Origin of the sequence: Mycobacterium asiaticum (assembly GCF_001673365.1) — a bacterium.
Lineage (GTDB): Bacteria > Actinomycetota > Actinomycetes > Mycobacteriales > Mycobacteriaceae > Mycobacterium > Mycobacterium asiaticum_A.
In genome coordinates this window covers 38,279-50,293 of sequence record NZ_LZLS01000143.1, presented here as the reverse complement: position 1 = coordinate 50,293, position 12,015 = coordinate 38,279, and the positions used below count along the sequence as shown (strand labels likewise).

The 12,015-nt window shown below is 64.9% G+C and carries 11 protein-coding genes and 1 tRNA gene; 9 read left to right on the top strand and 3 right to left on the bottom strand.

Going from position 1 to position 12,015, the window contains the following annotated elements:
• From A5634_RS15380 to A5634_RS15355, 6 genes are all read left to right on the top strand, one after another.
• A partial coding sequence (locus A5634_RS15380; RefSeq protein WP_301337113.1) for a carboxyl transferase domain-containing protein occupies positions 1 to 389 on the top strand: 389 nt, incomplete at its 5' end.
• 1 nt (position 390) lies between these two features.
• Positions 391 to 2,385 (top strand): acetyl/propionyl/methylcrotonyl-CoA carboxylase subunit alpha, encoded by a 1,995-nt coding sequence (locus A5634_RS15375; protein ID WP_065144900.1) that lies wholly within the window; start codon positions 391 to 393, stop codon positions 2,383 to 2,385.
• 7 nt (positions 2,386 to 2,392) lie between these two features.
• Positions 2,393 to 3,559 (top strand): acyl-CoA dehydrogenase family protein, encoded by a 1,167-nt coding sequence (locus A5634_RS15370; RefSeq protein ID WP_065144899.1) that lies wholly within the window; start codon positions 2,393 to 2,395, stop codon positions 3,557 to 3,559.
• On the top strand, positions 3,556 to 4,143 hold the full coding sequence (locus A5634_RS15365; RefSeq protein WP_253861652.1) for a MaoC family dehydratase: 588 nt from the start codon (positions 3,556 to 3,558) through the stop codon (positions 4,141 to 4,143). The genes A5634_RS15370 and A5634_RS15365 overlap by 4 nt, the downstream gene beginning before the upstream one ends.
• Positions 4,140 to 4,964: an HpcH/HpaI aldolase/citrate lyase family protein gene (locus A5634_RS15360; protein WP_065144898.1), complete on the top strand. Its 825-nt coding sequence runs from the start codon at positions 4,140 to 4,142 to the stop codon at positions 4,962 to 4,964. The genes A5634_RS15365 and A5634_RS15360 overlap by 4 nt, the downstream gene beginning before the upstream one ends.
• 20 nt (positions 4,965 to 4,984) lie before the next feature.
• Positions 4,985 to 5,674, top strand: a complete 690-nt coding sequence (locus A5634_RS15355) for a GAP family protein (protein ID WP_065144897.1) — start codon at positions 4,985 to 4,987, stop codon at positions 5,672 to 5,674.
• Positions 5,675 to 5,707: 33 nt separating this feature from the next.
• On the opposite strand, the gene A5634_RS15350 is transcribed toward A5634_RS15355, so the two are convergent.
• A complete protein-coding gene (locus tag A5634_RS15350) occupies positions 5,708 to 6,844 on the bottom strand; it encodes a hypothetical protein (RefSeq protein ID WP_155769564.1) in 1,137 nt (378 codons plus the stop codon).
• A gap of 166 nt (positions 6,845 to 7,010) precedes the next feature.
• On the opposite strand from A5634_RS15350, the gene A5634_RS15345 reads away from it, so the two are divergent.
• Complete coding sequence (locus tag A5634_RS15345) at positions 7,011 to 7,208, top strand: hypothetical protein (protein ID WP_155769563.1); 198 nt, start codon at positions 7,011 to 7,013, stop codon at positions 7,206 to 7,208.
• 14 nt (positions 7,209 to 7,222) lie between these two features.
• On the opposite strand, the gene A5634_RS15340 is transcribed toward A5634_RS15345, so the two are convergent.
• Positions 7,223 to 8,431: a PucR family transcriptional regulator gene (locus A5634_RS15340; RefSeq protein WP_065144894.1), complete on the bottom strand. Its 1,209-nt coding sequence runs from the start codon at positions 8,429 to 8,431 to the stop codon at positions 7,223 to 7,225.
• 134 nt (positions 8,432 to 8,565) lie between these two features.
• Here A5634_RS15340 and A5634_RS15335 point away from each other — a divergent pair, with 134 nt between their 5' ends.
• Positions 8,566 to 10,089 (top strand): flavin-containing monooxygenase, encoded by a 1,524-nt coding sequence (locus tag A5634_RS15335; protein ID WP_155769562.1) that lies wholly within the window; start codon positions 8,566 to 8,568, stop codon positions 10,087 to 10,089.
• Between the two features lie 250 nt (positions 10,090 to 10,339).
• Here the strand turns inward: A5634_RS15335 and A5634_RS15330 are convergent.
• A tRNA-Arg gene (locus A5634_RS15330) sits at positions 10,340 to 10,416 on the bottom strand.
• A gap of 187 nt (positions 10,417 to 10,603) precedes the next feature.
• Between A5634_RS15330 and A5634_RS15325 the strand changes: the two genes are divergently transcribed.
• Positions 10,604 to 11,863 (top strand): alpha/beta hydrolase, encoded by a 1,260-nt coding sequence (locus tag A5634_RS15325; protein WP_065144893.1) that lies wholly within the window; start codon positions 10,604 to 10,606, stop codon positions 11,861 to 11,863.
• Positions 11,864 to 12,015: the final 152 nt, after the last annotated feature.

The following is a 12,015-nucleotide window of genomic DNA, read 5'->3' as shown; positions in this document are numbered from 1 at the left end:
CGAAGCTCACCGTCGTGATCGGCGGATCCTATGGCGCAGGCAACTATTCAATGTGCGGGCGCGCCTACTCGCCGCGCTTTCTGTGGATGTGGCCCAACGCGCGGATCTCGGTGATGGGTGGTGAGCAGGCCGCGTCGGTACTGGCCACGGTGCGCGGCGAGCAACTCTCCGCATCCGGCAAGCCCTGGTCGCCGGATGAGGAAGAAGAGTTCAAAGCGCCCATCCGAGCCCAGTACGAAGACCAGGGCAACCCCTACTATTCGACCGCCCGTCTGTGGGACGACGGCATCATCGATCCTGCTGATACCAGAACTGTTGTCGGGCTTGCGCTTTCGGTGTGTGCCCACGCTCCGCTGGAATCGGTTTCCTACGGCGTCTTCCGGATGTGAAATGTTTGACACTGTACTAGTGGCCAACCGCGGCGAGATCGCGGTGCGGGTGATCCGGACATTGCGCCGGTTGGATATTCGTTCGGTAGCCGTTTACAGCGACGCCGACGCCGGTGCCCGGCATGTGGTGGAAGCCGACACCGCGGTGCGGCTCGGACCGGCCCCGGCCCGCGAAAGCTACCTCGACATCGCCAAAGTGATCGATGCCGCGGTTGGTACCGGGTCACAGGCAATCCATCCCGGTTACGGATTCCTCTCCGAGAACGCCGATTTCGCCGCGGCATGTGACCGCGCGGGGGTGGTTTTCCTCGGGCCGCCGTCGAGCGCGATCAAGGTGATGGGGGACAAGATCGCCGCCAAGAACGCGGTCGCCGCTTTCGATGTGCCGGTGGTGCCCGGTATCGCCAAACCCGGACTGACCGACGACGAACTCGTCACCGCCGCCGATGAGGTGGGCTACCCGGTGCTGGTGAAGCCGTCCGCGGGCGGCGGCGGCAAGGGCATGCGGATGGTTCAAGGCCCGGCGCACCTGCGTGAGGCGTTGGTCAGCGCCCGCCGGGAAGCGGCGTCCGCGTTTGGTGACGACACTCTGTTCCTGGAGCGGTTTGTGTTGCGCCCCAGGCATATCGAGGTGCAGGTGCTCGCCGACACGCAGGGCAACGTGGTACACCTCGGTGAGCGTGAGTGCAGCCTGCAGCGACGGCATCAGAAGGTCATCGAGGAGGCTCCCTCACCGCTGTTGGATGCAGCCACGCGAGCGCGGATCGGTGCGGCGGCCTGCAACACCGCCCGCAGTGTGGACTACGTGGGCGCCGGCACCGTCGAGTTCATCGTCTCCGCCGATCGCCCAGACGAGTTCTTCTTTATGGAGATGAACACCCGGCTGCAGGTGGAACACCCCGTCACCGAGGCGGTCACCGGGCTCGATCTCGTCGAGTGGCAGCTCCGGGTGGGCTTCGGTGAGAAGTTGGCCTTCGTCCAGGACGACATCGAGCTATCCGGGCACGCTATCGAGGCGCGGGTGTACGCAGAGGATCCCGCACGGGGATTCCTGCCCACCGGCGGTCGGGTGCTGCAGGTGATCGAGCCGTCCGGACCCGGTGTGCGAGTGGATTCTTCGCTGCTGGCGGACACGGTGGTCGGCAGTGACTACGACCCGATGCTGAGCAAGGTGATCGCCCACGGCGCCGATCGTGCCCAGGCGATGGCCCGACTTGACCAGGCGTTGTCGCAGACCGCCGTCCTGGGTGTCCAGACGAACGTCGAGTTCCTGCGCTTCCTGTTGGCCGACGAGCGGGTGCAGGCCGGTGACGTGGACACCGCCCTGCTCGACGAGCGACTGGCCGACTTCGAGCCGCTGCCTGCGCCCGACGACGTGTTCGCCGCCGGCGGGCTGTATGTGCAATGGGCTTTGGATCGCCGTGCGCGCGGCAACCTCTGGGCCGCCCCGACCGGATGGCGCATCGGTGGCGCCTCCGCAGCCGTCCGCACCGCCATGCGCACGCCGCTGCGGACCGAGACGGTATCGGTCTGGGGCCTACCGGAGGCCGCGCAGATCCAGGTCGGAGATGGTGAAATCCATTCCGCGAGCGTGCAACTGGATCGTGACGAGATGCGGTTGACCTTGGACGGGGTTCGCCGCACCTACCGGTGGGCCGAGGCCGACCGTCATCTGTGGATCGCCGACGAGCGCGGCACCTGGCACATTCGCGAGGCCGAAGAGCGCAAGATTCACCGCGCGGCAGGGGAGCGGCCCGCGGAGGTGGTCAGCCCGATGCCGGGCAGCGTGATCGCGGTGCAGGTCGAATCCGGCGCCGAAGTTTCAGAAGGCGACGTCGTGGTAGTCGTCGAGGCGATGAAGATGGAACATTCACTGCCCGCGCCGATTTCAGGACAGGTGGAGGTGTTGGTGTCGGTCGGAGACCAGGTGACCTTCGAGCAGGTGCTGGCCCGGTTGGTCCCGACCGCCAACGAAGAAGAAGGAAAGCAAGGTTAGAGAAATCATGACGACAACAATTCCCGCGGGGACATTGCCGAAAGAATACGAGGATCTGCGCGATACGGTCGCCGAATTCGCCCGCACCGTAGTCGCCCCGGTATCGGCCAAACACGATGAGGAGCACAGCTTCCCGTACGAGGTCGTCGCCAAGATGGGCGAGATGGGGCTGTTCGGACTGCCGTTTCCGGAAGAGTACGGCGGCATGGGAGGCGACTACTTCGCCTTGGCGCTGGCACTCGAGGAGCTCGGCAAGGTCGACCAATCGGTCGCCATCACACTAGAGGCCGGTGTGGGGTTGGGCGCTATGCCGATCTTCCGGTTCGGCAGCGAGGAGCAGAAGCAAAAGTGGCTGCCTGACCTGGTCGCCGGCCGCGCGCTGGCCGGATTCGGGCTCACCGAACCCGGTGCAGGTTCCGATGCCGGTGGCACCCGCACCACCGCCCGCCTGGAGGGCGGCGAATGGATTATCAACGGCAGCAAGCAATTCATCACCAACTCCGGCACCGACATCACGTCGCTGGTCACCATCACCGCGGTCACCGGAACCATCGGGGACGACAAGAAAGAGATCTCAACGATCATCGTGCCCAACGGCACACCGGGATTCATAGTCGAGCCGACCTACAACAAGGTCGGGTGGAACGCCTCGGACACCCACCCGCTGAGCTTCGACGACGCCCGCGTCCCGGAAGAGTATCTACTGGGTGCACGCGGCAAGGGTTACGCGAACTTCCTGTCCATCCTCGACGAAGGCCGCATCGCGATTGCGGCGTTGTCGACGGGGGTGGCGCAGGGCTGCGTCGACGAGAGCGTGAAATACGCCAATGAGCGGCAGTCGTTCGGTCAACCGATCGCCTCTTACCAGGCGATCAGCTTCAAGATCGCGCGGATGGAAGCCCGCGCGCATGTGGCCCGCACCGCTTACTATGACGCCGCGGCAAAGATGTTGGCGGGCAAGCCATTCAAGAAGGAGGCGGCGATCGCGAAGATGATCTCCTCGGAAGCGGCAATGGACAACGCCCGAGACGCCACCCAGATCCACGGCGGATACGGCTTCATGAACGAGTACCCGGTGGCTCGTCACTACCGGGACAGCAAGATCCTGGAGATCGGCGAGGGGACCACCGAGGTACAGCTGATGCTGATCGCGCGATCACTGGGTTTGTCATGAGTGCGGCTTCGGAGCCGCCTCCCGCGGCCGAGAGTGAATCTGGCGACGCTGAATCGGCGAGTCGCGTCGCAGAATGCACACTCGGCGAGAAGGACGGCGGGAAAAGGGTTGTCCAGCGCGGCTTGTGGTTTGAGGAGTACGAGGTCGGTACGACTTACCTGCACCGGCCCGGCCGTACCGTTACCGAGGCCGACAACGTGCTGTTCACCACGATGACGATGAATACCCAGTCGCTTCATCTCGACGCGGCGTGGGCCGCCGAGCAGCCAGGCTTCGGCGGAGAACGGTTGGTGAACTCGATGTTCACCCTATCCACCTTGGTCGGACTGTCCGTCGCGCAGTTGACGCTGGGCACTATCGTGGCCAACCTCGGCTTCTCCGAAGTGTCGTTCCCCAAACCGGTATTCCATGGCGACACCCTCTACGCCGAGACGGTGTGCACCGGCAAACGTGAGTCGAAAAGCCGTCCCGGCGAAGGGATTGTGACGTTGGAGCACACCGGACGCAACCAGCACGGGGACGTCGTCGCGCGCGCGGTGCGTAAGACGTTGGTGCTCAAGCGACCCAGCCAGGAATTCGAATGAGCCTGCGCGAGGCCGGTCCTGGTTGGCTGTTCTGCCCGGCCGACCGCCCCGAGCGGTTCGCGAAAGCCGCCGCGGCTGCCGACGTCGTGATCCTCGACCTCGAAGACGGGGTCGCAGCGGCGGAAAAGCCGGCGGCGCGACAGGCTTTGCGCGATACCCCGCTTGACCCCCAACGCACCGTCGTGCGGATCAACGCCGCCGGCACCGACGACCAGTCCCGCGATCTGGAGGCGCTGGCGGACACGGCGTATACGACGGTGATGCTGCCCAAGACCGAGTCCGCCACCGAAGTGGACGCCCTGGCGCCGCGCGACGTCATCGCACTGGTGGAGACCCCGCGTGGCGCGCTGTTCGCCGCCGAGATCGCCGCCGCGGAACGTACCGTGGGCATGATGTGGGGGGCCGAGGACTTGGTCGCCACGCTAGGCGGCAGCTCCAGCCGGCGTTCCGACGGCGCCTACCGGGATGTGGCGCGTCACGTCCGTTCTCAGATCCTATTGGCGGCATCGGCGTACGGGCGGCTGGCTTTGGACGCCGTGCACTTGGACATCCCCGACATCGAGGGTCTGCGGGCGGAGGCGATCGACGCCGCGACTGTTGGTTTCGACGTGACCGTTGCGATCCACCCGAGCCAGGTCGCCGTGGTACGCGAGGCTTATCGGCCCGACGACGAGAAGCTGGCCTGGGCACGAAAGGTGCTGCACGCGTCCAGATCCGAGCGCGGGGTGTTCGCGTTCGAAGGGCAGATGGTCGACTCTCCGGTGTTGCGTCACGCGGAGGCGATGCTGCGTCGTGCAGGGGAGTCGATTCCTGACCTGTAAGCCGGCAGCCGACATCTGACATGTGGATCACCATCCTGGTCATGGCCATCGCGGTAAGCCTTGAGCCGTTTCGGATCGGCATGACCGTGCTGATGCTCAACCGGCCGAGACCCCTGCTGCAGCTGTTCGCGTTCCTGTGTGGGGGATTCGCGATGGGCATGACGGTAGGTCTGGTCGTCCTGTTCGTGTTCCGGCAATGGCTCGGTTCGTCGACTTACCTCACGTTGTCCAGGGTGCAGATCCTGATCGGCGCCGCGGCGTTGCTGGTGGGCGCGGCGCTGATCATCAGAATCGCCATGGCCAGAGGACGCGGGCCGCGCCGAGGGGAGTCCGCCGACCGCGACGCCGCTCCCGGAATGCTGCTGAGACCGCTCCAGCGATTCATGGACGGACGCTCGCTGTCTGTGGCTGCGGTGGCCGGCTTTGGGATCGCGCTGCCCTCAGTGGACTACTTAGCCGCACTGGCGGTAATCCTCGCGTCGGGCACTTCAGCCCTGACGCAGGTCGCGGCGCTGCTGACTTTTAACGTCGTTGCATTCGTGGCGGTGGAGATCCCGTTCGTGGCGTATTGGCTGGCGCCGGGGCCGACCAGCAACGTGATGACTCGGCTGAATAATTGGATCAGGTCGCGCCGCGAACTCGAGCTCGCAGTGGTGCTGGTGGTGCTCGGGTGCGTCCTGCTAGGGGTGGGTATCGGCGGAGCCAGCTGAACGACTCGGCGAAGCCAGGTGAACGACTCTGTCTTACCGCACTTGACGAACCCGATCGCCTACGTCGATCCGCATTTTGGCGGTGGTCTCTCGAACCGAAATCGGTTCCCCAAACTCGTTCTCGAGCAGTCTGCTGATCGACTCGTCAAGCGAGTCAAACGCCCCAGGCATTTCCAAACCCGAAGCCGTCCCGGCGGATCCGGTCAGGGCGGGATGGCTGCGCTTGGCGGGTGCGATGGCACGGAACGTCACCGCACGGGAGTATTTCGGTTGTACGTCGACTACTTTCACGCGTAGCTTTTCGGTCGGCAACTCTCCGATCACCGCGCCGGTTTCGGGATCGACGATTTGATCGCCGCCCTCGGTCAGCACAGCGAACACCATGTCGGCCTTCGTGCCGTGCTCAGCTCCGCGGTTGATGATCAAGGTGTACTGGTCTTCGACGCGCGCGACACTGCCTTCGATGTTGCCGTCGGTGATGGACCTCTGGGACCCCTCGTCGTCGAATCCCGGTGCTAGTGAAGTCCATTGGCGCGTTGCGTGCTCGGCAGTGCCCAACGCCAATTCGGTGGCGGTCTTGGCTCGCACGACTTCGATGAGCGCGCTGTCGTTAGCGCCGCTTTCCCAGTGGCGTTGTGCCTCTGCGAGCCGGTCGTCGACGTAGCGGACCGATCGCTTCAACTGCAGCGTGGCTTGCGCCGCGTGCGTCAGATGTTGGTTCAGCGCTTGTCCGCGATACCAGCGCGTTCCGCGGATGCCAAGTGCGATGCAAAGCCCGGGAACAAATGCGATGACGCATGCCTTCCCGAACGCGTTAGTGGGGAAGGCGAGAGCGCCGAGGACGCTCAGCACGGCGAGCCCGGCGAGTATCGCCAGTGTCTGCAGCGGGCTCGGCTTTGTCTCGACAAGGCGTGCGAGTCGGTTGATGAGCTGGGCCAGCCAGCTGCCCAGATGGGTCAGCCACGTGCCCACGTGGGTCAGGCCGTTGCCGAGGTGAGTTCCCCAGGTAGCGGCGTGAGTTTTCCAGACCGGCGGTGTCCCGACCGGCGGATCGGGCCGGGCCGGACCGGCCTGAGGTGCGGCGGGTTGCCCCGGTCCCGGCATAGCAGCCGGGCCCTCCGACGCGATGGGCTTGCCGGTGTCATCTGGGTTCGGTTCGGCGTCAGCCACTTTGACATCATCCCACTGCGATCCCACTGCACGACGCGATTTGAGCGCCGAAACCCTGCCGGACCGGATTCAAGCGCAAAGCAACTTTTCGGCAGACATGTTGACCAGCCGATTCCACAATTGTGCAGGCCTGGTGAGGCAGGATGTTGCGCACCGGAGGTGTCTTATGTCGTTTGTCCTAGTGGTGCCGCAGATCTGCTTGCAGGTGCTGGCCTTCCACGTCCAGTTTGCGCGAAACCTGCTTGCTTCGATCAGAGTGGTTGCCTTCGCTCGCGTAAGTCGAGTGTCACCGCAAACCGGCAGTGGCGGCGGGACGGTCGGTCAACCCGACGGAGTCGATGCCGCCGCAGGCATAGCGGGCTGACTTTGGTGGTCGGACTATCGCCCGCGCCAGCGCAACACGTCCAACGCGACCGCCACGTTGACACTCGTTTCGGCTAATGGACGGGGCAGCAATTCCTCGGCGCGGGCCAGGCGTCGCAGTAGCGTGTTGCGGTGGGTGTAGAGGCGTGCGGCGGCGCGCGAGGCGTTGCACTGTTCGTCGATGAATATCCTTACGAACTCCTGTATTTCGCGTCCCGCTCCTTCGAGATCGCCGAGTGTGCGATGGACGAATTCGTTGGCGCGATCGGCGTCGGCGGTGATCAACGCGACCAACTCGATATCGGCGAAGCGCGCGACGCGTTGCGGTGATCGCAGGCGGGCCAACATCTGTTGAGTGGTGATCGCGTCGAAATGACTGCGCCGGAATCCGTCGATGCCGTCACCGCATGGTCCGATCGCGACGCGGATATCGGGCATGGCGTCAATCGAATCACGCAGCGCCGCAACGTCTATGGACCGCGTCGGGGTCCACACCCAGCGGGTGGCGGTGCTGGCCAGGACGGTGAGCGGCCGTACCCCGGCGGCATGCCCCAGCGACTCGGCGGCGGAATCCAACCGGGCCATGTCACCGGCTGCGTCGTCGCTCCAAATGACCGCGGCGATGTGCGGCCCGGTCAAGGCGTAACCGAGTCGGGCTTCGGCTCGCTTCCGGGTGATCGGGGCGCCGTCGAGAATCAGTGCGATCGTTTCGAGCCGCTCGGCGTGGGTGCCGCGGGTGAGATCGTCGCGCTCTTGCTCGATCTGCGCGGCGATGCCAGCCAGCGTGCCGTCGATGAAAGCGCTGATCGATCGTGAGCACACGTCGAGCAACTCGTGGAGTTCGGCGGCATCGGAGGTCAGCTCGAACGCGATCTCCATCAGGCGGCGCCACGCCACGGCCTCCCCGATGCGGTAGGCGTCGAGTGTGAACGGGGTGAGTCCGCGCCGGGCCACTTCGCGTGCGATGTTCATCGGCTCGGGTCCAGTGTTTGGCGGGACCGGCGCCCCGGGATCGCGCACGTTGGCAGCGCACCAGAAATACATGTTGGCCCGGTTGCTGCGCCCGACCGCGGCGGCGAGTTCCGGGTCGGCAGCCAGCGCGGGGCTGGCCGTGAGCACCTCGGCATCGAGTTCTTCGAGCCATTCAGCGCGCGGGTTGACGGTGATCTGGGCACACTGCCTGATCAGCTCTCTGACCGGCTCCGACGGACGCTTCCACGACATTTAGCCACCGTAAGATATTGGTGCAAAGTGCACCAGGCGACCACCATTATTGGTCAGATCTTATCTTGGTGGGGACATCGAGGACCCGCGACGATGGAACACGACAACGCACCGACGCGTCAGGAGCCCCGATCATGTCCAGCAACTTCGTAGCCGGCCCCTTCGATGCAGGCATCGAGCACGTCGACGTCCTGATCGTCGGCGCAGGCATCTCCGGCATCGGCGCCGCGTACTACCTGCAGCGCGAGCACCCTGGCCGCAGTTACGCGATCCTGGAGGCACGCGGCGCCACCGGCGGGACCTGGGATCTCTTCCGCTATCCGGGCATTCGATCGGACTCCGACCTGCACACTTTCGGCTACGAATTCAAGCCGTGGCGCGACGACCACGCCATCGCCACCGCTGACAAGATCCTGGCGTACCTGCGCGAGACGGCCGCCGAGAACGACATCGACCGCAACATCCGCTTCCACCACAAGGTGCACTCCGCCAGTTGGTCGAGCGCCGATGCGCGCTGGATCGTTGACGTCGAGCGCTCCGACGTCGGAGCCCGGACCCAGATCAGCGCCAACTGGTTGTTCTGCGCCGGCGGGTACTACCGCTACGACGAGGGCTACACGCCGCACTTCGAGGGCCGCGACCGCTTCACCGGGCGAATCGTGCATCCCCAGCACTGGCCCGAGGACCTGGACTACACCGGCAAGAACGTCGTCGTGATCGGCAGCGGCGCCACCGCGGTCACCCTGCTGCCGGCACTTGCCGAACGTGCTGGGCACGTGACCATGCTGCAACGCTCGCCGACCTACATCATGCCGGTTCCGTCCAAGGACGCCTTTGCCAACGCGGCCAAGAAACTGCTGGGAGACAAGCTCGGCTACGCGCTGGCGCGTCGCAAGAACATCGGCCAGCAGCGCGCGGTGTACCAGTTCTGCCAGCGCTACCCGGCGCTTGCCAAGAAGATCATTCGCAACGTCAACGCCAAGCGGCTGCCCGACGGTTATCCCGTCGACGAGCATTTCAGCCCTGCCTACAACCCCTGGGACCAGCGGCTGTGCGCGGTACCCGACTCCGACCTGTTCCGGGCGATCCGCAACGGCAGCGCTTCGGTGGTTACCGACCGGATCGCCACCTTCACCGAGAACGGCATCCTGTTGGAGTCCGGGCGCGAAATCGATGCCGACATCATCGTCACCGCAACGGGTTTGAATCTGCAGGTGTTCGGCGGCATGTCGTTGACGGTCGACGGCGAGCAGGTCAACCTGCCCGACCACGTGGCCTACAAGGGCATGATGTTGTCCGACGTGCCGAACTTTGCGTACGCCATCGGATACACCAACTCGTCGTGGACGCTCAAGGTCGGGCTGTTGTGCGAACACTTCTGCCGGCTGCTGAGCCACATGGATGCCAACGGTTTGGACACCGCACGCCCCGTCCTGTCCGACCCGGACATGGCGACTCGGCCGCTGCTGGACTTCGCGGCGGGCTATGTGCAGCGCTCCGTTGACCTGCTGCCTCGGCAGGGCGCCGGTCGGCCGTGGCTGACGTCGATGAGCTACCACAGCGACGTGAAGCTGCTGCGCAACGACTCGGTGGTCGACACCGCGCTGCAACTGACGAACTCTGCCGACGTGCGCAGCCGTGCGGTGGTCCCAGCCTGAGCGATCGCTACGGCAGGACTAATAGCCCTTCGCGCAAGACCTCGCATTCTCAGCCCTTCTGAGCTGGGCATTTCATCGCTATTGCGGTATTCGTTCACCGCCCTTTGACAAAAAGGGTGGTGTAACAAACCAATCGGATGAATTCGAGGAGCGACATGTCTGGTTGGGCGCAGGCTCAAAATGCGGTGACACATCGATCACCTAAATCACACTGGCCACACTGGCCACACGAGGCGCCAAACACCACATCTGGTGCCCCCGGCACGACTCGAACGTGCGACCTAGGGATTAGAAGGCCCTTGCTCTATCCACCTGAGCTACGGAGGCAATGCGCAGGTCAGTCTATCCAAAGCCGAAAAGCGAAGCGGCTCAAGCGACACAACGTGTCCGAAAGACGTTTGAGTGAGCGAGAAATGGGCTATGGTGTGAGCCTCGACACACGTACAACATCGGCCGGTAATCGGCCGTGGACCGCAACGAGGCGTGTGCCTGACGTCGAGGGGTGTGCTTAGTTATGTGCTTGGCCGATGTCACTTCGCGGTGTTCGCGGGTGGGTGCTGAAGCTTTGCGGCAGGGTGCGGAACTCGCGGCAGGTGCGCGAGACACCTACCGGGCCGGCTCGCTGTTGTTGCGTGGATCGCCATTTGCTGTCGGTTGGGTTGCCAATTGGGTGGCCACCGAATTCCCTCCGCACGTCCTGACCGGGCATGCCTTATGCCGGGTTTCGCCGCAGTCGATAAACCGGGTCGGCACCACCTGGGCCGCGCAGCGCGCCGACCTGGCGCTTACCGCCGCGCTGGAAGCGTGCTTCGGACCCAGCTTCCGCGAGCAGGTGTATCACCCGACCACCGATCCAGCCGCCATCTCACGCCGCAGCCGGCTGCCCAAGCCCAAACCCGGGCCCCACCGCCGTTATGCGGCCAAAACTTCCAACATTTCCTACGGGCCTGGCGGCACCGAGCATCTGCTCGACATTTGGCGTCGGCCCGACCTGGCACCCGGGCACCGAGCGCCGGTGCTGATCCAGGTCCCCGGCGGCGCGTGGAGCGTCAACGGCAAGCGGCCGCAGGCGTACACGTTGATGAGCCGGATGGTCGAACTCGGCTGGATATGCGTCTCGATCAACTACAGCAAGAGCCCGCGCGCCAAGTTCCCGGCGCACATCATCGACGTCAAGCGCGCCATCGCCTGGGTGCGGGAGAACATCGGCGACTACGGCGGCGACTCGGACTTCATCGCGATCACCGGTGGCTCAGCCGGCGGCCACCTGGCTTCGCTGGCCGCGCTCACTCCCAACGACCCGACGTTCCAGCCGGGTTTCGAGCGCGCCGACACCACCGTCCAAGCGGTGGCCCCCTACTACGGCGTCTACGACTTCACCGACTTCGACAACATGCACGAGATGATGCTGCCGTTCCTCGAGCAGTTCGTCATCAAGGCCCGCTACGACCAGGAGCCGGAACGATTCGTCGAAGCGTCGCCGGTCTCCTATGTGCACGCCGACGCCCCGCCCTTTTTCGTGTTGCACGGCGAACGAGACCAGCTGGTCCCCAGCGGCCAGGCCCGGTCCTTCTGCGCGGCGTTGCGGGGGGCCGGCGCGGCCACCGTGGCGCACGCTGAGCTCGCCAATGCCCACCACGCCTTCGACATCACCCCCACGGTCCGCTCCCGGCTGGCCGCTGACGCCGTTGCCGACTTCCTCGGCGTCGTCTACGGGCGGCGGGAAAACTCGCTGCTGGGTTCGCTGGCCCTGTCTGCCTCTCCGGCCAGCTAGATCTCGACCGTCACTTCTGCAGGGCGTGCCCGCTGCGACGGTCCGGTAGACCGTGGCGGGGGTTACTTTCAACACCGCCAGAACGGGACTAGCGTTGAGTGGGCATTCTGGTGGCGGGTCCGGACAGCGGGAGGGTGGATCAGCGGTGAGAG

What these genes read in the sequence shown, in the direction of transcription:
- A5634_RS15355 (WP_065144897.1), top strand. Translation starts at nt 4,985, where the DNA reads ATGTGGATCACCATCCTGGTCATGGCCATCGCGGTAAGCCTTGAGCCG.
- A5634_RS15325 (WP_065144893.1), top strand. Translation starts at nt 10,604, where the DNA reads ATGTGCTTGGCCGATGTCACTTCGCGGTGTTCGCGGGTGGGTGCTGAA.
- A5634_RS15345 (WP_155769563.1), top strand. Translation starts at nt 7,011, where the DNA reads ATGTCGTTTGTCCTAGTGGTGCCGCAGATCTGCTTGCAGGTGCTGGCC.
- A5634_RS15360 (WP_065144898.1), top strand. Translation starts at nt 4,140, where the DNA reads ATGAGCCTGCGCGAGGCCGGTCCTGGTTGGCTGTTCTGCCCGGCCGAC.
- A5634_RS15365 (WP_253861652.1), top strand. Translation starts at nt 3,556, where the DNA reads ATGAGTGCGGCTTCGGAGCCGCCTCCCGCGGCCGAGAGTGAATCTGGC.
- A5634_RS15375 (WP_065144900.1), top strand. Translation starts at nt 391, where the DNA reads ATGTTTGACACTGTACTAGTGGCCAACCGCGGCGAGATCGCGGTGCGG.
- A5634_RS15340 (WP_065144894.1), bottom strand. Translation starts at nt 8,431, where the DNA reads ATGTCGTGGAAGCGTCCGTCGGAGCCGGTCAGAGAGCTGATCAGGCAG.
- A5634_RS15335 (WP_155769562.1), top strand. Translation starts at nt 8,566, where the DNA reads ATGTCCAGCAACTTCGTAGCCGGCCCCTTCGATGCAGGCATCGAGCAC.
- A5634_RS15370 (WP_065144899.1), top strand. Translation starts at nt 2,393, where the DNA reads ATGACGACAACAATTCCCGCGGGGACATTGCCGAAAGAATACGAGGAT.